At 62.6% G+C, this 22,139-nt stretch carries 22 protein-coding genes; 9 read left to right on the top strand and 13 right to left on the bottom strand.

Annotated elements, in window-relative coordinates; translation table 11 throughout:
- Nucleotides 1–60: 60 nt before the first annotated feature.
- From A0W34_RS27905 to A0W34_RS27915, 3 genes are all read right to left on the bottom strand, one after another.
- Entirely contained in the window at nucleotides 61–2,229 is a 2,169-nt protein-coding gene (locus tag A0W34_RS27905; protein ID WP_081558630.1) for a catalase, read from the bottom strand.
- Nucleotides 2,230–2,372: 143 nt separating this feature from the next.
- Nucleotides 2,373–2,609 carry a microaggregate-binding protein 1 gene (gene mbp1, locus A0W34_RS27910; protein ID WP_003943084.1) on the bottom strand — a complete coding sequence of 79 codons (237 nt, stop codon included), beginning with the start codon at nucleotides 2,607–2,609 and terminating at the stop codon, nucleotides 2,373–2,375.
- A gap of 302 nt (nucleotides 2,610–2,911) precedes the next feature.
- Nucleotides 2,912–3,376 carry a hypothetical protein gene (locus tag A0W34_RS27915; RefSeq protein ID WP_225320190.1) on the bottom strand — a complete coding sequence of 155 codons (465 nt, stop codon included), beginning with the start codon at nucleotides 3,374–3,376 and terminating at the stop codon, nucleotides 2,912–2,914.
- Nucleotides 3,377–3,661: 285 nt separating this feature from the next.
- On the opposite strand from A0W34_RS27915, the gene helR reads away from it, so the two are divergent.
- The gene (gene helR, locus A0W34_RS27920; RefSeq protein WP_442971952.1) at nucleotides 3,662–5,878 is read left to right on the top strand and encodes an RNA polymerase recycling motor ATPase HelR; all 2,217 of its coding nucleotides are present in this window, start codon (nucleotides 3,662–3,664) and stop codon (nucleotides 5,876–5,878) included.
- Here the strand turns inward: helR and A0W34_RS27925 are convergent.
- Complete coding sequence (locus tag A0W34_RS27925) at nucleotides 5,840–6,601, bottom strand: IclR family transcriptional regulator (RefSeq protein WP_003942865.1); 762 nt, start codon at nucleotides 6,599–6,601, stop codon at nucleotides 5,840–5,842. The genes helR and A0W34_RS27925 overlap by 39 nt on opposite strands.
- A gap of 69 nt (nucleotides 6,602–6,670) precedes the next feature.
- Between A0W34_RS27925 and A0W34_RS27930 the strand changes: the two genes are divergently transcribed.
- The 3 genes from A0W34_RS27930 to dmpG are packed head-to-tail and all read left to right on the top strand — an operon-like array spanning nucleotide 6,671 to nucleotide 9,464.
- A complete protein-coding gene (locus tag A0W34_RS27930; protein WP_007735684.1) occupies nucleotides 6,671–7,498 on the top strand; it encodes a 2-keto-4-pentenoate hydratase in 828 nt (275 codons plus the stop codon).
- On the top strand, nucleotides 7,495–8,439 hold the full coding sequence (locus A0W34_RS27935; protein ID WP_003943168.1) for an acetaldehyde dehydrogenase (acetylating): 945 nt from the start codon (nucleotides 7,495–7,497) through the stop codon (nucleotides 8,437–8,439). The genes A0W34_RS27930 and A0W34_RS27935 overlap by 4 nt, the downstream gene beginning before the upstream one ends.
- Nucleotides 8,436–9,464 (top strand): 4-hydroxy-2-oxovalerate aldolase, encoded by a 1,029-nt coding sequence (dmpG, locus tag A0W34_RS27940; protein WP_081558632.1) that lies wholly within the window; start codon nucleotides 8,436–8,438, stop codon nucleotides 9,462–9,464. Before A0W34_RS27935 ends, dmpG begins: the two co-directional genes overlap by 4 nt.
- Nucleotides 9,465–10,186: 722 nt before the next feature.
- On the opposite strand, the gene A0W34_RS27945 is transcribed toward dmpG, so the two are convergent.
- Entirely contained in the window at nucleotides 10,187–10,852 is a 666-nt protein-coding gene (locus tag A0W34_RS27945; protein WP_081558887.1) for a TetR/AcrR family transcriptional regulator, read from the bottom strand.
- Between the two features lie 940 nt (nucleotides 10,853–11,792).
- On the opposite strand from A0W34_RS27945, the gene A0W34_RS27950 reads away from it, so the two are divergent.
- Both A0W34_RS27950 and A0W34_RS27955 read left to right on the top strand, forming a co-directional pair.
- A complete protein-coding gene (locus tag A0W34_RS27950) occupies nucleotides 11,793–13,361 on the top strand; it encodes a M28 family peptidase (RefSeq protein WP_064689083.1) in 1,569 nt (522 codons plus the stop codon).
- A gap of 123 nt (nucleotides 13,362–13,484) precedes the next feature.
- The gene (locus tag A0W34_RS27955) at nucleotides 13,485–13,742 is read left to right on the top strand and encodes an oxidoreductase (protein WP_232329946.1); all 258 of its coding nucleotides are present in this window, start codon (nucleotides 13,485–13,487) and stop codon (nucleotides 13,740–13,742) included.
- A gap of 182 nt (nucleotides 13,743–13,924) precedes the next feature.
- Here the strand turns inward: A0W34_RS27955 and A0W34_RS27960 are convergent, their stop codons facing one another.
- Both A0W34_RS27960 and A0W34_RS33495 read right to left on the bottom strand, forming a co-directional pair.
- The gene (locus A0W34_RS27960; RefSeq protein WP_081558634.1) at nucleotides 13,925–14,419 is read right to left on the bottom strand and encodes a DinB family protein; all 495 of its coding nucleotides are present in this window, start codon (nucleotides 14,417–14,419) and stop codon (nucleotides 13,925–13,927) included.
- Nucleotides 14,420–14,726: 307 nt separating this feature from the next.
- The gene (locus A0W34_RS33495; RefSeq protein ID WP_232329947.1) at nucleotides 14,727–15,047 is read right to left on the bottom strand and encodes a hypothetical protein; all 321 of its coding nucleotides are present in this window, start codon (nucleotides 15,045–15,047) and stop codon (nucleotides 14,727–14,729) included.
- Between the two features lie 123 nt (nucleotides 15,048–15,170).
- Here A0W34_RS33495 and A0W34_RS27970 point away from each other — a divergent pair, with 123 nt between their 5' ends.
- Together A0W34_RS27970 and A0W34_RS27975 are read left to right on the top strand one after the other, a co-directional pair.
- The gene (locus A0W34_RS27970; protein WP_198035673.1) at nucleotides 15,171–15,512 is read left to right on the top strand and encodes a VOC family protein; all 342 of its coding nucleotides are present in this window, start codon (nucleotides 15,171–15,173) and stop codon (nucleotides 15,510–15,512) included.
- 173 nt (nucleotides 15,513–15,685) lie between these two features.
- Entirely contained in the window at nucleotides 15,686–16,057 is a 372-nt protein-coding gene (locus tag A0W34_RS27975) for an SdpI family protein (RefSeq protein WP_081558636.1), read from the top strand.
- Between the two features lie 44 nt (nucleotides 16,058–16,101).
- On the opposite strand, the gene A0W34_RS27980 is transcribed toward A0W34_RS27975, so the two are convergent.
- From A0W34_RS27980 to A0W34_RS27995, 4 genes are all read right to left on the bottom strand, one after another.
- Nucleotides 16,102–17,136 carry a HEAT repeat domain-containing protein gene (locus A0W34_RS27980; RefSeq protein ID WP_081558637.1) on the bottom strand — a complete coding sequence of 345 codons (1,035 nt, stop codon included), beginning with the start codon at nucleotides 17,134–17,136 and terminating at the stop codon, nucleotides 16,102–16,104.
- 13 nt (nucleotides 17,137–17,149) lie between these two features.
- Nucleotides 17,150–17,815, bottom strand: coding sequence for a HEAT repeat domain-containing protein (locus A0W34_RS27985; RefSeq protein WP_185744475.1), 666 nt, complete (start codon nucleotides 17,813–17,815; stop codon nucleotides 17,150–17,152).
- A gap of 82 nt (nucleotides 17,816–17,897) precedes the next feature.
- Nucleotides 17,898–18,368, bottom strand: coding sequence for a DUF2269 family protein (locus tag A0W34_RS27990; protein WP_081558638.1), 471 nt, complete (start codon nucleotides 18,366–18,368; stop codon nucleotides 17,898–17,900).
- 34 nt (nucleotides 18,369–18,402) lie between these two features.
- Nucleotides 18,403–19,077: a DJ-1/PfpI family protein gene (locus A0W34_RS27995; protein ID WP_081558639.1), complete on the bottom strand. Its 675-nt coding sequence runs from the start codon at nucleotides 19,075–19,077 to the stop codon at nucleotides 18,403–18,405.
- A 205-nt stretch (nucleotides 19,078–19,282) separates the two neighbouring features.
- Between A0W34_RS27995 and A0W34_RS28000 the strand changes: the two genes are divergently transcribed.
- Nucleotides 19,283–20,227: a GlxA family transcriptional regulator gene (locus A0W34_RS28000; protein WP_081558640.1), complete on the top strand. Its 945-nt coding sequence runs from the start codon at nucleotides 19,283–19,285 to the stop codon at nucleotides 20,225–20,227.
- Between the two features lie 8 nt (nucleotides 20,228–20,235).
- On the opposite strand, the gene A0W34_RS28005 is transcribed toward A0W34_RS28000, so the two are convergent.
- Both A0W34_RS28005 and A0W34_RS28010 read right to left on the bottom strand, forming a co-directional pair.
- The gene (locus A0W34_RS28005) at nucleotides 20,236–21,351 is read right to left on the bottom strand and encodes an ABC transporter substrate-binding protein (protein WP_232329948.1); all 1,116 of its coding nucleotides are present in this window, start codon (nucleotides 21,349–21,351) and stop codon (nucleotides 20,236–20,238) included.
- 92 nt (nucleotides 21,352–21,443) lie between these two features.
- Nucleotides 21,444–22,121: a DNA alkylation repair protein gene (locus A0W34_RS28010; protein WP_232329949.1), complete on the bottom strand. Its 678-nt coding sequence runs from the start codon at nucleotides 22,119–22,121 to the stop codon at nucleotides 21,444–21,446.
- Nucleotides 22,122–22,139: the final 18 nt, after the last annotated feature.

Genomic DNA, 22,139 nt, shown 5'->3' on the forward strand with positions numbered 1-22,139 from the left:
CCGACGGTGTGGCCGAACTGGCAATTCGGCCACACCGCAGGTTCGAACGTACGTCGGCACTCAGGATGTAGGCGGCACCTCGAAACGCCCCCACACGCGGTGCGTCTTCAGAAGCTGAGCCAGCGAGGCGAGCGCTCCTTCCGCATCTGCATCGACGACGACTCCCAATGCAGACTCGTCGATACCGGCCGCAGCCAGCGCACTCATGCTCTCGCCCCAACCACCAATTGCCTTGCTGTGACGATACATTTCGTTCAGCAGAGTCTCCACCCGTGGATCCAACTTGCCCTCGCCGATCCGAGAAACGTCGCCGCTCAGCAGGATTGCATCGAATTCGATCGAACGAGCTGTGAGGTACGTTCGCTGCACCGTCACCGCGTCGTCACCGTCCCCGATGGTTCCGCCGTGCGGGCCGAGGATCAGCGGCACCATGCCGGCGTCGAAGATCTTGTCTCGAACGGCGACAACCGTTTCGAGATCGGAGTTCTCATCGACCAGTAGTGCGATGATCCTTCCGTCTACCGGCCATTCCGCACCGACCTGGGACAGTGCAGGGCTGAGCTCCGGATCACTCAACGGCTCGGTCGGTTCGGGTACCGGAAGGCCAAGCCCCCCTGCGACGATCGACACGAGACCCGCATCGATGTTCGCCAAGATGCCCAGATTCCGGGTCTTGATGTTCTCCTCGTAGCACTTGCCCAATTCGAAGGTATACGCCTGCGCGACGTGCTCCTGTTCGACAGGGGAGAGACTTCGATAGAAGAGTCGAGCTTGCGAGAAGTGATCGTCGAACGACGCCGGCGCCTGCCTCACCTTTCGCCCTGAAACTTGCTCGGGCACCTCGATATAGGCCGCGCTGTCCGCCGAGGCCAAGAACGGGCACCCACCGTCCAACGAATTGGGATGGTACGGCGCAACTCCGGTATGTACACCGTCCTGATGAAAGCCGTCGCGAAGCATGTCGTTGACAGGCGCGTGAGGCCGGTTGATCGGGATCTGATCGAAATTGGGGCCACCGAGTCGCGTGATCTGGGTGTCGAGGTACGAGAACAAACGTGCCTGCAGGAGACGATCGTTGGTGATGTCGACACCCGGAACCAAGTGGCCCGGATGGAATGCAACCTGCTCGGTCTCGGCGAAGAAGTTCGTCGGATTGGCGTCGAGTGTCATCGTTCCGATGACCTGAACCGGCGCGAGTTCTTCGGGCACGATCTTGGTGGGATCCAATAGATCTATGCCTTCGAACATTTCGTCTTCGGTATCAGGGAACACCTGCACGCCCAGATCCCAGGACGGATACGCACCCGCCTCGATGGCGTCGGCAAGATCGCGTCGATGGAAATCCGGATCCACACCGCCGGCGATCTGCGCTTCCTCCCACACGAGTGAATGCACTCCGGCGGCCGGCTTCCAGTGGAATTTCACCAGATTCGTCTCGCCCTCGGCATTCACGAGCCTGAACGTGTGAATACCGAAGCCCTCCATCATGCGATAGGAGCGCGGGATGCCGCGATCGGACATGTTCCACAATGTGTGCGCCGTGGCCTCGGTGTGCAGCGACACGAAATCCCAGAAAGTATCGTGCGCGCTCTGCGCCTGCGGAATCTCGCGGTCCGGGTGGGGCTTCGCGGCATGGATGATGTCCGGGAATTTGATGCCGTCCTGAATGAAGAACACCGGGATGTTGTTGCCCACCAGGTCGAAGACACCTTCGTCGGTGTAGAACTTGGTGGCGAAACCGCGTGTGTCGCGTACGGTGTCCGCCGAACCTCGTGAACCCAGCACCGTCGAGAACCGCACGAACACCGGGGTTCGAGCACCGGAAGCGAACACCGATGCTTTACAGATGTTTTCGGCCGCGCCATTCGCCAGGAACGTTCCGTGTGCAGCCGCCCCGCGGGCGTGGACGACGCGCTCCGGAATTCGCTCGTGATCGAAGTGTGTGATCTTCTCACGCAGGTGGTGGTCTTGAAGAAGAGTCGGGCCGCGCTCGCCGGCAGTGAGTGAGTGGTCGGTCTCGTAGAGACGTGTACCGGTTGCGGTGGTGAGGTACTCCCCCCGCTGGCCGCGACCGTTTCCCTTCACCTTCTCCTCGGCACCCGCGACGGTACGCACCTCCGGCTGCCGCTGGTCATCTTTGGGCGGCAACGGCTGTCGAGGCTTGACCGGCTCTTTCAGGTCGGGCGCTTTCGGGGCCGGTGCACCTGGAACGGACTGAGATGAAGGCATCGAACAGCTCCTCTTGATCGTCATGCTGGGCGCAAGAATCTTGTTACGCCTTATGTAAGTAGAGATTTCAAACTGAACGCGGAGCCACGACTCACCCCCGGGCTGGGATCAATCCCAGGCCGAGGGTGACGAGTGCGTCAGGGCTATTGCTCGGACTTCTGTCGCGCTTCGTCCGCGGCCGCTTCTGCGCGAGCCTTCTCGGCTTCTGCCTCTTTCTTCGCGACTTCTCGCTGGCTTTCGGCCTTGTCCTGCTGGGCGCGGCCCTCTCGGGTCAAACTGTCGTTTCCGGAAACCGCACCCACGGCTTCCTTGGCCTTACCCTTGACGTCCTCTACGACGCCTTTGATTCCCTCGCTGGGACCGCTCTTGTCATCTGGCACGTTGACCCTCCAATACGTTTCGGATTGTTGCTCAGGGATCCCACACAGTTAGGAATCCCACACAGAAGGCCCTACCCCGTCGAAATTCGCATAAACATCCGTGCACCGACACGCCGCAACGCGTACAAGAAGCGGCCACCGAGGGGAGTGCCGTTCACTCTCGTGTGTTATTCAGTGCTCATGAGCCAGTTACAGACCGATCCCCCCGTGGGCGGAACGCTGTCCACGATTCGCGCGCTTGCGCCCAACCTGGCTCCGAGCGAGCGACGCGTCTCGAACATCTCAAATAGCAGACAGCATTCTCAGAAACTGTTTACCGGGCACAGGAATTGGCGGGACTCGTTCCAGAAGGGGAAGAGGTCGGTGGTGGTGGCCGTGGGGTGGTCGATCTCGGCGAGAGTGTAGAAATCGAGAATCGTCCGCCCGGCGGTTGCGCTGACCTCGCATGCCTGCAAGCTCAGTTTCGCCTCCGCCACGAAGCCGATACTGCGGGCGAAAGGTCCGAGGGTCCCGGCATTGACAAAACCCTCGAGGTTTTGTCCCCACTGGTTGTAGTCCGACTGCAAAGCAAAGCTGCATGTTTCACCGAACAACTCGGTGCAGGTTGTCGGCTTCCCACCGATCGTGTGAACCGTATCGGCGAGCTCGTGCGAAGTACCTTCGCGCGGTGATCCGGAAAGGAGAAGCAAGACGGCGACGGCCAAGGCAACCACCAGAAGGATGCTCGCGGCCGTTGCCAGTATCGCCTTCACAATCCCTCGATCCACGTAAGTTCATGAGGGGAACCGATTTTGGAACACCGGTCACTGCATTTGTACCCGTGGCACTCGGGGTCCAAACATCGACCAGGCGCGGAGCCGTGCACCAGTCTGGGGGTTGCGAGAGGATCTGTGGGAAAAAGCGGGGGAGGATCGACACTCCCTTCCACTATCAATGTATATCTCACCGGGGGCCTTGCGGCAAGGCCCGGGTAGTGCCGCAGAATGGCTCTTCCGATCCCGCACGACCTACTACGGGATCGGAACAGTCAGCGGAAGTGAGGGCACGTGCCAATCCAGGGATACGAAGAAGAACTGCGTTCCGAGCGGAACTATGTGGAGGGGCTCTACGCACGCCTCGATGCGGAGCGCGCCCGAGTCAAGGGCAGGTACAGCACCGCTCTGCGCGGAAACGGCGAAGCACTCATGGAACGCGATGCAGAGGTGCGCGCGCTTGCCAAAGAGGTGAAGAGGCTGGACGTAGCCGACAACGGCCTGTGCTTCGGCCGGTTGGACTCGCTGACTGGTGAGACTTCGTACATCGGCCGAATCGGCCTTCTCGATGCGGACAACGACTACGAACCGGTGCTGCTCGATTGGCGGGCGCCGGCATCTCGCCCGTTCTACGTTGCCACCGCTGCCAACCCGGAGAACATGCGTCGACGCCGTCAGTTCCACACACGCAGTCGACACGTGGTCGATTTCACCGACGAGGTACTCGGGCGCCCTGACGGCGCAGAACACGACACCCACAGCGATTCCGCCTTGCTCGCAGCAGTCAATGCACCCCGCGGTGAGGGAATGCGGGACATCGTGGCGACCATCCAGGCCGAACAGGACGACATCGTCCGACTCGAACACCCCGGGGTGCTGGTGATCGAAGGTGGCCCCGGTACCGGGAAAACCGTCGTCGCCTTGCACCGCGTCGCCTACCTGCTCTACACCCAGCGAGAGCGAATGGAACGTCACGGCGTCCTCGTGGTCGGGCCGAACCCGGCATTCCTGAACCACATCGGCCGCGTACTGCCCTCACTGGGCGAGTCCGACGTGGTGTTCATGACCACCGGTGATCTCGTTCCCGGCTTACGCGTCACCGCCGAGGACGCTCCTGAGGCCGCTGGGCTCAAAGGCTCGCTGAAGATCCTGGACGTTCTCGGCGCAGCGATTGCCGATCATCAGCGATTGCCCGAGAACCCGTTGTTGATCGAATTGGCGGACGTCACAGTGCGAATCGACGCCGAAACTGCGGAGTGGGCCCGAGAAGAAGCTCGTTCGAGCGGACTCCCCCACAACGACGCTCGGACTGTGTTCACCGAAATCGTCACCTGGGCACTGACCGAGCGGGCGATAGCGCGGATCGGCAAGGGGTGGTTGACACGCAGTGACCGTGAAGCCTGGGAGCAAGTGCGGACGGACCTGACCGCAGAGTTGGCGGAGAATGACGCATTTGCCGCCGCGCTCGACGCACTCTGGCCGATCCTCACACCGAAAGAGGTACTGACACAGCTGTTTACTTCGTTGGAACGTCTGCACAAGGCAGGCGCAGACGAGACACTGTTGCGCCGAGAGGGTGATGCCTGGACGGTGTCCGACGTTCCTCTCCTCGACGAGTTGGTGGACATGCTCGGCCGGGACAAGCCCGTCGACCAGAGTGCCGAACGTGAACGCCGCGACGAGGCCGCGTATGCAGCGGGCGTGCTGGACATGATGATCAGCCGCGAGGATCTGATGGACGACGAGGACCACCTTCTCGCCCAGGACATGCTGTACGCCGAGGACCTGGCGGATCGTTTCGTCGAACGCGATACCCGGGAGCTCGCCGAACGCGCTGCTGCTGACCGAGACTGGACGTACAGGCATATCGTGGTCGACGAGGCACAAGAGCTGTCCGAGATGGACTGGCGAGTCCTGATGCGCCGCTGCCCGGACCGGTCTTTCACGGTGGTAGGTGATCTCGCGCAACGACGTTCACCCGCAGGTGCTCGCTCGTGGGCGACGATGATGGAGCCGTACGTCCCCGGCCGCTGGATCTACCGATCCCTGACGGTGAACTATCGCACCCCCGCCGAGATCATGAGCGTCGCCGCCGCCTTGCTCGCCGAGTTCGCGCCAGACGTCCAGCCACCCGAGTCCGTCCGCGCCTGCGGGGTCCAACCGTGGTCCAGACAAATATCCGCCGACGAACTAGCCTCCGCCATCGACGAATTCAATCAGGACGAGGCCGGACGCGAGGGTACGAGCGTCGTCATCGGACCTGCGAGTGTGCCCGGCGCTGTGCCGGTTTCGGAAACGAAGGGCCTGGAGTTCGATGCCGTGCTCGTCGTGGAACCGGAGCGAATCATCGCCGACGGCCCACGCGGTACGTCTGAACTCTATGTCGCCCTCACCCGCGCAACCCAACGTCTCGGCGTCTTACACGAGGGGCCATTGCCGCACGCATTGACCGGGCTCGTCCGGGTCGGGACGGCCAGATCACCGCAATCGTTCGCGGCGAGCGATCGTGCTGTGTAGGCCTTCGGCAGCAGCGCGCACGTAGGACACCTGACTCTCGGGGACGAAGCGACTGGTGGGACCGGTGACACTGATGGCCGCGACGGGTTTGTCATTGGTTCCGAATACCGGCGCCGCAACGCACGCGAGACCCGGCGCTGATTCCTCGCGCTCGAACGCAATACCGGTCTCGACCACTCGGTTCAGTTGGGTGTTGAGAATGCCGGGCGCAACAATTGTGTGCGGGGTTCGGCGCGTCATCGGCTCCGACAGCACCTCGCGGCGAAACTCGTTGTCGGAGAATGCCAGGAGCGCCTTGCCGATTGCGGTGCAATACAGCGGTATCCGGCCACCGGTCCGGGACGGCGAGTTGGCTTGCCGGTGTCCGCCGATCTTCGCGACGTATACGACGTCGTGGCCGTCACGGACCCCCAGGTGGACTGTCTCGTGGGTCCGCTCGTACAGGTCCTGGAGGAACGGCATCGCCATCTCCAGGAGGCTCCGTTCGAGAGAGGCGAGCATGCCGAGTTCGAAGAGGCCGCCGCTGAGCCGGTAGCCACCGTCGATACGGTCGAGTAGCCGGTTCGCGACCAGTTCGTTGGCCAGGCGGTGCACCGTCGCCTTGTGCAGGCCCGTCCGCTGGACCAGGGTGGCGAGAGGCAACACGTGGTCGTCGGCCCGGAAGGCGCGCAGGATCGTCACCGCCTTGCCGAGCACGGTGTCGAGGTTTGCGCTGCCAGTCACCTCCCCAGCGTATCGCTGAGTGAGACAGTTCCCTGGCGCAATCTCGGTGCCGCGGCGAAAGTAGTGGCCATGAGCCAGCCCACGAATACCAGTACAGCTAGCGAGACCGACATCGCAGCTGCTGCGGACCGCCTCGCAGCCGCCATCGCGAGCGGCACTCCCTGCGCGCCCGTGCGCGATCTGATCGGCGCCGACGACCTCGTCGCCGCCTATGCCGTCCAGCGCCGCGTCGACGAAATCCGTCGGCAGGCGGGGGCCGTGGTCGTAGGCCGCAAGATCGGCCTGACCTCGGTGGCAGTCCAGCAGCAGCTCGGTGTCGACCAGCCCGACCTCGGCGTGCTGTACGCCGACATGGAGTTCCCCGCCGGCGGCGCCATCCCCATGAGCCGTTTGATCCAGCCCAAGGTCGAAGCGGAAGTTGCCTTCGTGCTCGGTGCCGACCTCGTGGACGGACCGCTGGACAGTGCGCAGGTGCGCGGTGCGATCGACTACGCCGTCGCCGCGATCGAGATCTGCGACAGCCGCATCGAGTCGTGGGACATCAAGTTCGGTGACACCGTCGCCGACAATGCGTCCTCGGGCGTGTACGTCCTGGGAACCGAACGACGCACCCTCGACGAGGTGGAACCCGCCGGCGTCGTCATGTCGATGTCCGTCGACGGCACCGAGGTGTCCACCGGCGTCGGAACCGCCTGCCTGGGCGATCCGATCGAAGCCGTCGTCTGGCTCGCCCGCACTGCACGTGAGTTGGGGCAGCCGCTGACCGCAGGGCAGGTGATCCTGTCCGGCGCTCTCGGCCCCATGGCACCGGTCACCGCAGGCAACGTAGTCACCGTGACCGTCTCCGGGCTCGGTTCCGTCACCACCAGTTTCTCCAGCGAAGAGGACAACGCATGAGCAAGGTCAAGGTCGCGATCATCGGATCGGGCAACATCGGCACGGATCTGATGATCAAGGTGCTGCGCAACTCCGACTACCTGGAGATGGGCGCGATGGTCGGTATCGACCCCGCGTCGGACGGCCTCGCTCGCGCCGCGCGTCTGAACGTGCCAATCACGGCAGAAGGCGTCGAAGGCCTTGTCGGTCTGCCGAACTTCGACGAGATCGAGATCGTCTTCGACGCCACCTCGGCAAAGGCTCACGTGGCCAACAACGCGCGGCTGGCTCCCCTCGGCAAGCGCATGATCGACCTGACGCCTGCCGCGATCGGACCGTACGTCGTACCGGCTGTCAACGCGGACGAGCACTTGGACGCACCCAACGTCAACATGGTGACGTGTGGCGGCCAGGCCACCATCCCGATGGTTGCCGCTGTTTCTCGGGTCGTCCCGGTGGCGTATGCGGAGATCGTCGCGTCCATCGCCTCCAAGTCGGCCGGCCCCGGAACGCGCGCCAACATCGACGAGTTCACCGAGACCACGTCCGAGGCGATCGTGGCAGTCGGCGGCGCTCGTCGCGGCAAGGCCATCATCATCCTCAACCCCGCTGAGCCGCCGCTCATCATGCGCGACACGGTCTTCTGCCTCGTCGACGCACCGGACCCGGCTGTTCACGACGAGATCCGTCAGTCGATCGAGAAGATGGTCGGCGACGTCTCCGCGTATGTCCCCGGCTACCGACTCAAGCAGGAAGTCCAGATCACCGAGATCCCGGCCGACCAGCCCGTCGAGACGTTGCTCGTCGACGGCAATCGCCCCACCCACCAGGTGTCGGTGTTCCTCGAGGTCGAGGGCGCGGCACACTACCTGCCTGCGTACGCCGGCAATCTCGACATCATGACGTCCGCCGGAATGCAGATCGCGGAGCGCATCGCCCAGCAGAAGGAAGCAACCAAGTGAGCAACCGCAAGATCTTCGTCCAGGACGTCACCCTTCGTGACGGCATGCACGCTGTCCGCCACCGCATTTCGCCCACCGACGTCAAGCGGATCGTCACAGCTCTAGACGCTGCCGGCGTCGACGCGATCGAAGTAGCACACGGTGACGGCCTCGCCGGCGGCTCGCTCAACTACGGCCCCGGCTCGAACACCGACTGGGAATGGATCGAAGCAGCGGCCGAGGTACTCGAGCACGCTCGTCTCACCACGCTGCTACTTCCGGGTGTCGGCACGATCAGTGAACTCAAGAATGCCTACGACCTCGGTGTGCGCTCGGTTCGCGTTGCCACGCACTGCACCGAGGCCGACGTCTCCGCGCAGCACATCGAAACCGCCCGCGAGATCGGCATGGACGTCTCGGGCTTCCTGATGATGAGCCACATGGCGCCTGCCGAGGAACTGGCCAAGCAGGCCAAGTTGATGGAATCGTATGGCGCGCACTGCGTCTACGTCACCGACTCGGGTGGACGTCTGGTGATGAACGACGTCGCGGATCGTGTTCGTGCATACCGCGACATCCTCGACGAGGGCACCGAAATCGGTATCCACGCCCATGAGAATCTCTCGCTCTCGGTTGCCAATTCCGTTGTTGCAGTGCAGAACGGCGTCACCCGCGTCGATGCTTCGCTTGCCGGTCACGGCGCCGGTGCCGGCAACTGCCCCCTCGAGGCCTTCATCGCCGTCGCCAACATCGAGGAGTGGGAGCACGGCTGCGACCTGTTCGCCCTGCAGGATGCCGCCGACGACATCGTCCGACCGCTGCAGGACCGGCCGGTCCGCGTCGATCGCGAAACCCTCACTCTCGGCTACGCCGGCGTGTACTCGAGCTTCCTGCGCCACGCCGAAGCTGCGTCGGAGCGCTACGGAATCGACGTTCGCACACTGCTGCTCGAAGCTGGACGCCGCCGTCTGGTGGGCGGTCAGGAGGACATGATCGTCGACATCGCGCTCACCCTCGCAGCGCAGGCGACAAAGGAAGCAGTCTGACGCGCTGCCGAGTTCGCTGACACCCGAGTCCCGCTCCCGCCTCCGGACGGGGGCGGGACTTCTCAGTTCCGCTGAGAACATTTCGCCTCGCTGTCATACGCGCGATCAGCCTGAACCCGCCGGCAGAGTACTCGAACAGTTGATCGGGCCCTTCCCACCGCGCCTCCGACTGCCGGAACTGAACCTTCTCCGCTGCAGTCGAATTCAGAGAGACTCGTCATCCGAGTAAGATCCGTCTACCGCGAGGAATTCGGTACGGATTCAGTTTCCGAGCACGGGGAGGTCCGCTCAACGTTCATCGCGCCCCACTGCTCGTTGGGACGCGGACGGTAGGCTTCGTCGGCATTCCGGTCCACATACCCAAGTGCGCGGTGTGTGGTGGACAAGTACTTCCAGGGTTGAGGATGGACGCTACCGGCAAGTGCTCCGCCTTCTGTGAGTTAGTTCAGACAGGGGCGTACCCGGCGATTCGGATGATCGCGTCGACTGTCGCGGTTCTCGTGCCACCGGGCCAGAAGGCTTTGAATTCCTCCGATTTGGTCAACATGCAGCGACGTTGGGTACATGCGGTGAATGCGGCGCGGCTCGCAGTGGGCCGTTATGTCACCAGATACGACGCCCGATTGCGGCACTCGACTTGCAGCTGCCGCAATCTGTCGACCAGACAGAGCTTGCTCAGGCGATCAACCGCCTAATCGATTACTCCGCGCCCAACGCCCAGGTCACGTTCCATCCTGCGCAGAGGAGAGCATTGCAGCGATCCACACGCCGGCCTCCGCTGACAGATCGGTAACCGATCCTTCTTCAGGTTCGTCCAGTGCATCGGACGCGAGCTGTCGGATTGCGTATACCGCGCCCACATATGCACTGAGGGGTGCGCGCGGGTTACCGGGAGAGCGCTCGCGCTCTGACTTCAATGCCTGCGCCATGCCCACCAGCGCCGCTCGGCGTTGTACACGTGCGCGTCGCCCAACAGTGTCCATCTCCACCTGGAATGCCCTCGCCACCACAGGATCTGCATTCAAAGCACTCAAGTAACCGTCGACCACCACTGCGATGGTTCGATGATCCCAGGTGAAGGATGCGGTCGGCAGGACATCACGAATGCGGTTGAGCAATACTTCGATGAACCGACCGTAGGCAGCGAACACGCACGCATCTTTGTCGGGGAAACATTCGTAGAAGGCCGCGGGTGAGACCTTCGCGCGCTTGGCTATCCGACGGACTGCCACGCCCTGATATCCGGACTCCGCCATCAACTCAGTTGTCGCGATCATGAGCCGCTCACGCTGAGCGGAAAGGACCTTGTCCCTACTCAACTCGTGCCTGCCTCGAGGCAGGTCCGCCGGAGCACTGAAGAAGACACCCTCCGTGATTCTCGAAGTCAAGACCACACCTTCCCCTGCCGCAGACACGAACCGATCCAGTGAGAGTAGCCAATGAAGGATGAGGGAAAACGATGAGGGATGACCGGATGCCAGGCACACCGTGCGTACTGACGTGCTCGTTCACGTCAGCGCAACGATTGGTGAAACAGCCAGTTCAGATCTTTGAGGGGAAGGTTCCTAGGTTGACGACATCACCCTGATCGAGTTGATGATGTCAGGCTTAGTGCCGGAATTTTGTCACGCGCATCTGTGAACTCATGCTGAGTGTGGCGATGGAGTCCGGCCACACAGTTACGTCGATCACGCTGGGTTACCTAGCCGCCAGGAGTTCGGAACACATTATGGCGCAACAAATTCAGGATAGAATTGACGCATCCTGAGTGCTGCCTACGTTTGTGTTGCACCGCCACGTGCGTGACGTATGCGCCATTAGCTGGTGGCCTCGGATATTCTCGACGATCCCGAAGGGGGCATTCTGCGTTGGGTCCGATGCAGCACCCTTGATCGAGGTTTACTCCTCGTGAAGTCGAACGAACTTTGATATCGGATTTCCACCTCGCCGCCTGTTCGGCGTCGACTCCACTGCCATCCGATAGTGACACAGGCCACCCCGACACTGTATAAAAGAATCGCACGTAACTTTTATAGCTCGAAAGCCGGAGACCCCATGATCCTTGACCGTGCGATACCGACTCTCGCGACCGCCGCCACACTCGCCGACACGTGCCTCGCCACGTCAGGCGCAGTGCTGTCGTCCAGTTCGTCGGGTTCGTTCGCCCGTGTCGTGGCCTACCCCGAGTCCGCGTCTACGTACAGGACACGGGGTCATCGTGACAGCTCGAGCTCGCAGGACTCCCAGCGCTGGAGATGCAGGGGACCAGCCTTGACCGTCACGCGGACTCAGTAGCGATCGTCAACCCGAGATAGTAAGGACCCCAAGATGAACGACGAAACACATAGCAAAGCACTCAGTCGCCGCCGCATGATGCAGATGGCTGGGGCGGCAGCCGCCGGTATCGGACTGCCATTGGCCACGCATAATTCGGCTGCGGCCGATCTGATTCCCAAAGCATCAACTCCAGGCACCTCGCCCGGCGACGTGTTCTCTGAGAACGCCCTGATGAGTGACGTAGAGACGATGACGTCCTTTGGCTGGCGTCGTCCGGGATCTCCCGCAGTTCGCGACGCGGCGCGATGGGTGCGCGAGTCATTCGAGCAATCCGGGCTCCAGACCCACACCGAGGAATGGGATTTCGATGTGTACTACCCGAGCGTGTGGCACGCGAAGGTAACCAATGCGGCGTCCCCTGCCCCGGCGTTGCCGTGGGAAACGAACTCGTACCCGATCTGGTACACCAGTGCAGGACAGGTCGAGGCCGAGGTTGTCCACGTCGGTGCCGGAACTGCGCGCGACTTCGACCGTGTCGACGTCAGAGGCAAGATCGCAATGGTCGAATCCGTATATCTGATCAATGTGATGAACACCGATGGAATGCTCGATGCATACGAGTCAGCCGTCGCCCACGGCGCCGTCGGCTACATCAGAACTGCCGATGCTCCGAACAATCTGACGCGGCTGACGCACGGAAAAGGTATCGACAAGAACACCTTTCGACAGAGAAAGGAAGCGTCGATCCCAGGGCTTGTCCTGGGATCGGATGACTTCAACGCAATCCGCACCGCTCTCGGTGGCGGACCGGTGACCATGTCGCTCGAGATTCGGACCGAGAATCCCCCCTTCGGTGGAACCCGCTCCGTTACCGGGGGATCGTTGGGCCCTGGAACTCACGAGCTGCGCGCAGTCATGGAAGACGTCGTGGGTGTACTTCCCGGGGTCAGTGACGAAATTGTTCTCATTGGCGCGCATTACGACAGCACCTACGGCGGCGCAATGGATAACGGCACCGGTGTTGCGGGCATGTTGGCGCTGATGCGTCATTACGCAGCGAAAGCCAGGAGCGAGCGTCCGAGAACATTGGTGTTTCTCGCGGCAGGAGGTCACGACTGCGGGGACTTCGACCTCACGCACTTTATGCAAACCCATCTAGAGGACATGCTGCCGCGCGTGATCACGTTCGCATGGCTTGACCACCTCGCCGCCGCGGGCACCATTCGTGTGACCCAGTCCTCGGTCGATATCCCCACCGGGCTGGACGAGATCAGGGGCGTACTCGGCTCTTTCAATCCTGTGTTGCTGAACCTCGTACTTCAGGAGTGCGTTCAGAATGGAGTCGTCCCGCCCATTCCGCTCCCGATCAAGTCATCTCTGGCGCGAGTCCCCGATTTCGTCCCGAGCTTTGACATAACGACAGCGCATTCGCGGTATCACACGATCGAAGACACGATCGACCGGATCCCTCCGGCCTCACTTCGGCAAATGACCCTCGTCCTGAGAGACGTTGTAGACGCGCTGCACACTGTCGATAGTGATCTGATCCGAAACGCTCAACCCGTCGGCGGTGACGGCAACTCGACACCTGTTCGAGGCGCAGTGCGTGGATGTTGCTGAGACGAATCAAGAACCTCGACGGGCTATGACACTGAGCCGACACCGCGCCGTGGATGCAGATCAATCACCCTGTTCGGCAATCTCATCGGCTCAGCTGGACGAAGCCCGTCGCGGCCAGCGCGATTGCGGGCGAGGGTCTCCGGCAATGTCGCGCCCCGTGCCCTGACCGAACTGGAGATCCTCGAAATCATCGGTCGGTTCGTTACCGCGTCGGCGGTGGCCGAAACCGCCGAGTTCGACGGAGTAAAGATCCATGCCGCGCCCGGCTACCTCGTCGTCACCCAGTTCCTGTCGCAGCCGGCCTCGCTGATCGAAGCAACCGTCCCATCTGCCGAGGAATGCCACGTGGTCGTCGTCAAACTCTACCGCTGCGGCAAGTAGTCGGTCGGTGCTTCGTTTCCAGGATTGGCGTCCATAGCCTTGAGTCCCAGCGGCAACGTCGACGCGTGCGACCAGAGAGGCTGGTCACTCTCGATGTGAAACCAATTACCCTCCGCTTCAGACAGATTCAACTTCGGCGAGACCTATCGTCTTCACCGGGAACTCTATTCCTTGTTACAGCGTCACCGGCCGGTCGAACCGTCGATCAGTTCGCGGAGGATGTCAGCGTGCCCGGCATGGCGTCCGGTCTCTTCGATCATGTGCACGAGCGCCCAGCGGACACTGGGAGCGGGTCGTTTCGCCCCCGGTCGCGGGATGGGCGCGGCAAGATCTCTGCATCCGTCGAGAACTGCGTTGGCACGCTCGACCGTCTCGCGATAGCGACTGACGACACCGTCCACGCTGTCTTCCGATGACGGCTGAAACGTCGCTTTCCAATCCGTCACGTTTTCTGCGAGAAACATCGATCGTTCGACAAAGGTCAAGTGAGTGACCAGCCCGAGCAAGGTTGTCCCAGACGGAACAATTGTGGTGCGCACCTGAGGTTCCGGAGCACCCTCGACCTTGGTAGCGATCGAATCACGCAAGTAGTCGAGAAACGCGCGTAGCGTATCGACCTCGCTATTTCCGGACCGGGGCGGTGGGGCATCACGGCGGCGGCGACGCAACGTTGCCATAGTGGTTCTCCTTACTCGGTGAAGAACGACATAGAGGCTTCATTCCTGGGTGGGCAGAACCGATCCTTCCGAATTCACTCCGATCCCGCATCAAATTTTGCCGTTGCGGCAAAAGCAGGCTTCATCGCCGGTATCACCGCGCCGAATGCAGGTCGTGCACAAGTTGGGGCCTCCGCAACTTGCCGACCTCGAAAGGCCACCGCCGCAGCGGATAGGCGAGACGAGCCACGAAATAATTGGCGTACTCGGCGACGCCGAAAGCCCACACCGCCACGACTCCCACAGCCGCGCCGGAGTGATCTGGTAGCTAGATGACAACGCCGAGAAGAGCTATCGCCAACAAGAGAACATCGAGGACCCGAAACACGCGGTAGAGCGCTGCGAGGCGGGCCGGCATCGGTGCCTGCTCGACCCAGCCTCGGGCAAGCAGCCAGTAGACACCTGCTTGTACGAGTATCACAAGCAGTGGGGCCAGCGCCGACCACAACGCAGCGGAGTCTTTCGGACCTTCGAGCCGAGGCATCACGACGCCGACAGCCACAGCGGCAAATACGGCCGCGGCCGCCAGTTCGCCGAGGCCGAGGCTCAGGTACCTGCGTCGCAAACTCTTTCGCCGTTGATCTACCACGCAAGAAACCCTATCCGCCGATCACTCCGCAGCGGGTGCGCAGCAGCTGCAGGGCTTTGCCTAAGATCGATCGAAAGGCAGTCACGTGTAAAGAGGTTGTGGTGTGTGATGGTGCGATTGGCCATGGTTACGTTCGATGCAACGGATGCCCGATCACTTGCCACCTGGTGGTCGGAGCGATTCGGCGAGGCGAGTACCGATGGTGACGAAGATTTCCTGACGGTGACGGCCCCGGATCTCCCACTCACTCTCGGTTTCCAACGGATCGATCAGGCTCGCAGCCAAAGGAATACGGTTCACCTCGACTTCGACCTCGAACCGCAGGATCCTCCGCGGGACGAGGTCGTCGCGACGTTTGTCGCGGCAGGAGCAGCCCACGTCGAGCGCCATGAGTCGGGCGGATCAATTTGGGACGTGTTGGCGGATCCGGCGGGAAACCTTTTCTGCGTAGGTGATCCGCATTAGGGTCTGTCCGACAACCAGTCCGAGATCGAGTCCACTGCTCATTCGGCAAAGCTTGAGAGTGCGTCACCCGCACAGCCGTACATGCATTCGTTCGCATACAGTCGGGTGTGTCCCAGCGGCAACCCAGACTCGAATGTCCGCTGTGTCAAATCTGCCGATAGGGGGCTGGACGGGTGGGATCGTCTGATTTGCTGGGTCTGACGGCCTCGCTGTCGTCGTCGACGCTTGTCCTCGCGTTCGTTGCCGGGATTCTTCCGCGAGTCGTCGGTGATGAACCGAATCCCGTTGTCGGCATACGCACGAAGGCGACGATCTCGAGCCCCGAGGCGTGGCAATTGGCCCATCGGATTGCGTGGCCCCTTCTACGCCGGACGGTGTGGACAGCCGTAGTGGGACTGTGCATGCAGGTCGTCATCGGTGTCGTGACAGGTTTCGGATCTGTGGTGTCGGCTGTCGCCTCAACAGTCGTGTTTCTAGCGGTGCTCCTTGTCCTGCTCTGTGCAGCGTTGAAGGGCAACGCTGCGGCAAAATCGTTGCGGCGCTGACCACCCGGGCCCGCATTTGTCAGAGGTGCCCTAGTTCTCCGATTTCAGTTCCCGATACGCGGTCGTTCGCGCCGGCGTGGTCCACGGTCCCGCATCTCGAGGATCGCCGCTGCCGTGGACGCGACCGTCTTGTCGTCGTCGCGTGTCAGCCGGGCGAGCGCTTCCCGGGCCGCCGCGCCGGGAATCTCAGCGAGTGCCTGCGTGATTCGCAACCTCGTCGGGGCGTCGTCAGTGCCGTCGAGTCTTGCCTGCACGGCATCGACGACCTCACCGCTTGTCGGTGAGTGCTCCGCGAGAAGACCGAGCACCTCTCCGGCCTCGACGTCGCGTCGCCCGTCGGCGACCATCTCGAGGAGAGCGGGCATCGAAACGGTCTCTCCGCGAGATCCGAGGGTGAGAGCAGCGTCGGCGCGGACTATCGCGTCCGAATCATCGAGAGCTCGCTTCAGCGCCCGAGTTGCTTCCTCGGTGTGGATCCCGGAGATGGCCGACGTCGCGCGGCGTCGAACCTCGACGTCCTCCGATTCGAGCCCCTTCGTGAGACCTGCAAGGCCCGCACCTTCGGTCCTCGCCAACGCCCACTGCAACGCTCCGGCCACGTTGGCATCCTTCTCCGACAGGATGGCCTCGACGAGTGCGTCGACGGGCAACGCCGCATTCAGCTCCTGCGACAGGATCGCTTGCTGACGATGAGCAGCGAACTCGGATTCGAGTGCACGCAACAGCGAGACCATGCGCAGGACGTCGTCCCACTCCGAAGGGGCGCTGGCATCGACCCTTTCGAGTTTGGTCAGCAATTCCTCCTCCGCCGCGATCCGTTGCCGAGTGTGTTGCATGAGTTCACCCACCAAATCGGCCGGCGCGAAGTCGGGTTCGTCCAGTGCACGCTTGGCCTCGTTCAACGAGAGCCCCAACGTCCTCAAGCTCTCGACGTGGAAGAGTCGACGGATGTCGTCGGCGGAGTACTCCCGGTAACCGCCGGACGTGCGGCCCGTCGGCTTCACCAGTCCCAAGGTGTCGTAGTGACGCAGCATCCGTGTGCTGACACCACAACGCCGCGAGACCTCGCCGATCAACATCCGTCTCCCCTTCCTACGCGTCCGGGCCGATTGCCGCGACGCGCTTCGCCAACTCGTGTGAGAGTGCGAACCCACCGTCGGGGTCGTGCCAGAGTTGCTTTGTAGCATCAGCATGCGCCCGGGCACGCGGATTCGGGCTCATTCCGGCCGCGTCGAGCACCGGGAGTACAGCCTCGCCGAGCCCGGTCAGAGCACGGCTCAGACTGAGCTGCATCTGCAGTTCGCCCCGCCCGAGTTCGGTCGCCAGATCCGCTGCGAGTGCACCCTCGACTCCTGCCGGCACGAGTGCCACTGCGGCGCGCCACGCACTGCGCGCGACCTCGTCGTCCTGGTCGTGCACCAGCGCAGAGACCTCGGGCCACGCGATCGGATCGCCGATCTTGGACAAGGTGTGGAGCGCCTGACTGCGGGCTTGCGAACCATCGGACCCGAGCTCACGGATCAGCCTCGGCACCGTAATTTCGGCCGGCAAGCGGCACAATGCCCAGGTCAGCATGTCGCGGACGAAGAAGTCCGGCTCGACGGCGCACCGATCGATCAGGGCATCCGTCAGCTCAGGGTCCGGGCGCGTGCCGACAGCGAGCGCGGCGCGCAGCCGAACCGAGGGATCAGCCGCGGCCAATGCGTCGACGAGGTGAGCATTCTGTCCACCATGGTTGGTTGTGTTCACGACAACCACCTCCTTCGTCGACCATTGGAGTCCTTGTCACTGTGTCAAGGTCAAGCGTCGCTGTCTCCGACACGGGAAATATCGCCTCGGATCACACGCCGGTTGTCGATCCTGGCCGAAAGATCATCAGCACGACGACAACGACCCAGAGCAGATTGAAGATCCCCGTCGCTGTGCCCAGTCGACGGGTGAGCCGCGTTGCGACATCCACAACGGACCCGGTTCCTTCGATCGCCGCCATTGTCAGCCGTTGGGCGGGAAGCACGCCCGCGGTGAGTATCACGGCGGCAACGACGGTGAGTGCGATCGAGGTGAGGATCCACAGGTCACCGAGCACTCCGAGATTGACGGCGGTGGCGACACCGAGCATCGGAACGACAACGCCGATCGTGGCATACACCCGAACGATGCGATGCAGCATGCCCGTCGTCGCAACACTGGCGCTGTCCGGATCGGCGAGCGCGGCGCGGCTCGCCACCGGGAACATACTCGCCGCCACAGCGACGGGGCCGATGGCAAGAATGGCCGCAATCACGTGGAGGGACAGCAGGATTCCGGTCATGGGATTTCTCGCGTTTCGGTACGCACAAGCGTATTCACGCAGCGTCCGGGGCGAAGGTGATTACAGGCTCGGCGCCATTGGCCGACCACACCGTTCCACGACGCTCGTAGTCGAAGAGCGCTTCGACCTCGAGACTTATCCGGGGCCCGAGGCATCGTTCCAACAGGTACAGGCCAAGGTCGAGACCGGATGTCACACCGCCGGCGGTGATCAGGTCACCGTCGTCGACGATTCGCGCCTGGATCGGAATAACGCCGCCGGCCGCCAGTGCGTCCACGGCAAGATGGTGTGTCACGGCGCGGCGCCCTTCGAGAAGGCCCGCCATCGCCAGCGCCAAAGATCCTCCACAGACGGTCGCAACAAGAACACCAGGATCGTCGAGTGCACGCCGCATCATGACAGGCAGTTCGGTTTCCGTTGTGGCCGCGAGTCTTTCCGGCAAACTGGTGCCCGGCTGGTCCGCATCGGGTTCGAAGAGACCCGATGCTCCGGGAACGATAATCAGATCCGCGTGTTCGACATCGAGGGTTGCAGTGGCGGTCATAGCGAGTTCACCACTTCCACTCAGGACGGTCCGAGGCCCCTCCGCACTGACGAGTTCGACACTCAACGCCCCACCGCTGGCGAGACCCCCGGCGTAGAGCACCTCGTACGGACCCACGACATCCATGGGATCGAATCCGTCGAACAACACGATCTGCGCGTGCACTGCAACCTCCGATTTTGTGCGACGCGCTCCTGTGCGCGTCGCTGTTCCTACGACAGTAGGAGGAAGTTGACCCCTGCGGCGACGGCTGAAAGCCAACCTTCGACGGCTTTCAGCCAACCTCACATATTCTGTGAAATACCAGTTGAGAGGATATTTCACGACACGAGATCACAGAATCTCGCGCCACATACGCTACGTTTCAGACATGCATGACGTTGCAGTTCTCGCGTTGCCCGGAGTGGTGCCGATGGACCTGGCAGCACCCCTCGAAGTCTTCGGACGATGCAGGCTTCCCTCAGGCGCACCGGCCTACCGGACCGCCGTGTGCGCGCTCACCGAGGAGGTGGAGACCGGATCGTTCACGATGCGCGTACCGCACGGACTGTCACGTCTCGCCCAGGCCAGCACGATCATCATCCCGGGCACCGCCGATCTCGATGTGCCGATCGACCCCGAGATCATCGAAGCCCTCAGAACTGCCGCGGATCGCGGCACGCGCATCGCCTCACTGTGCGTCGGCGCATTCACCCTCGCCGACACAGGCCTGCTCGACGGACTTCGCGCGACGACGCACTGGGCGGCTGCGTCGGAGTTGGCCCGCCGGCACCCGGCTGTCGACGTCGACGCCGCCGTTCTCTACGTAGACAACGGGCACGTCCTGACTTCCGCCGGCGCCGCGGCCGCACTCGACCTGTGTCTGTACATGGTCCGTCAGGACTACGGGTCCGCGGTCGCCGCCGACACGGCGCGGCTGAGTGTGATGCCGCTCGAACGTGCCGGAGGGCAAGCACAATTCATCGTTCACGAGCCTCCCGTACCCAGCGGGACAACCCTCAGGCCGCTACTGAACTGGATGGAAGAGAACCTCGGGGAGCAACTCGACATCACGACAATCGCGGCCAAGGCAACGATGAGCACTCGCACGCTCAACCGCCGATTCCAGGAACAAATCGGTACGACGCCGTTGCAGTGGCTCCATCACGCGCGGCTCCGCCAAGCGCAATTTCTGCTCGAGACTACCGACCACTCGATCGAACGTGTTGCGGGACAAGTCGGATTCAATGCCGTCACCACGTTCCGCGAACGCTTCCGAGACCTGGTCGGCACCAGCCCACAGCGGTACCGGACACAGTTTCGAACTTCCCGCTAGCGGGCCGGTCAGCCCTTGACGTTGCCGGCAGCGGTGTTCAGAACTGTGGCGACGTCGTCGAGGATGTACGGGATGGTCAGGACCGTCAGTCCGCCGAACGCGAAGTTCTTGTCGACGCTGAAGTCCTTGGTGGATGCCGTACGCCCATCGACGATCACCGGCTGAGCTGCCACCAGTGGCTCGGCGAGGAACGCGTTCAGAGAGTCCTTGTCGTAGGCCACCACGAACAGCACGTCAGACGCAATCAGCGGCGCCTGCTCGGTGCTCAGCTCGAAGTACACGGCCTCGGGATTCTTGGCGGGATCGGCCTGCTGGATCGTCTGCTCGTTCTTCAGACCCAGCTGCTCGAGGAACTCGACACGCACGTCGGCGTTCTTACTCACCGCGAAGGTGCTCGGACTGTTCGGGAGTCCGATGGTGACGGTCTTACCTTGCAACGCAGGGTTCTTCGCAGCCGTCGCGCTGATCGCGGCGTTGGTCTTGTCGATGAGCGTGCCGGCCTCGGCCTGTTTACCCAGCGCCTGACCAGCGATGGTCACCTGGTCCTGCCACGACGCGGTCCACGGCTCGTCCGGGAAGGAAACCACCGGCGCGATCTTCGACAGTGCGTCGAATTCCTGCTGAGTGAGCCCGGAGTACGGGGCGAAGATGAGATCTGGTTCAGCCTTGGCGAACTGCTCGACAGGTGCTTCGCCCGTTCCGTCACCCGACAACAAGGTGGGCTGCTCGCCGCCGAGCTTGTCGAGTGCCTTGGCGTCCCACTTCAGAATGCCCTGCGCGTCGGCCCCGTACTGAGGTCCAGAGAAAGTGGGCATCGCGACCGGGACGACGCCGAGCGCCAGGAGGGCGTCCTGATTGGACCATCCCCAGGTTGCGACCCGCTTGGGCTCGTCCTTGATCTCGGCCGTGCCGAGGGCCGACGTGATCGTCACCGGGAACGCGGCGTCGACTGCGGATGAAGTCCGGGTGCTGTCTTTGTCGTCGGTGCTGTCTTTGTCGCCGTTGCTGCTGCAGGCCGCCATTCCGGCCGCCAGGCCGCACGCCGCCAGGACGGCCACCATCCGGCGGACACGGCTGCCACCACGTCGTCGCTCTGACAGCCCTCGTCCCAAAATTCTTGCCACGCCAGGACCTCCCGGTCGATCGACCTGCTCAGACACCCCGAGCGGGTGACGGCGCCTAACGTAGCACGAAGGTAACCCTACCCTCAGTTGCCTTAGGCCCTACTTGCACTCTGTCGTCGCACCATCTCCGAGATCCAGATCGGCGCAAACGGCGAGGTACAGTTCGGCGGAGTCGGGTAATCCTCGAGCACTCGCAGACGCTCACCGATGTCGATTGCGCGGGCCCGGAACTCGGCATGTTCGATCCCGATCTGAGCCAGGCAGTGGTTCATCGCCCATTGCAGGCGATCAGGAGCATCCTTCATCTCCGCCTCGATGACGTCGAGTAATCCTGAAAGATCAAGTCCCTCAGGCTTCTTCGCTACGCGCTCGGTAGTCAGGGCCCAGCCGGCGCTCGCAACCACAGGATCGGAGTCTGCGGTCCAGGCCACCCGCAATTCCTCCGCGTGCGGGTTCTTCTTCACCACGTAGTTGACGAGCCAGTCCTGCACCTTGGGAGTACGGGCCTCACGCAACATGACGTCCAACTGGTCACGCTCGAACACCTTCGGGCGGCAGATCAGAAGGGCAAGCAGTCTCGCTGCGGTGTCGCCCGTTGCCCAAAGCTGTTGTGCGAGTTCTTGCTGAGTCTTCAATCGCTTCGCAACAGCGCGCAGCTTTGAAAGGTTCACACCGTGATCGTCACCGTGTTTCTCGTTCACCGCGCGCGCCTTCGGATCCTCGAGCGCAGCCAGCTCGTCCATCACCGCGGCAACCGTCGTTTCAGCCACGTCGTCCTCCAGTCACTA

The organism is Rhodococcus sp. BH4, from assembly GCF_002079265.1.
Taxonomy (GTDB): domain Bacteria; phylum Actinomycetota; class Actinomycetes; order Mycobacteriales; family Mycobacteriaceae; genus Rhodococcus_F; species Rhodococcus_F qingshengii.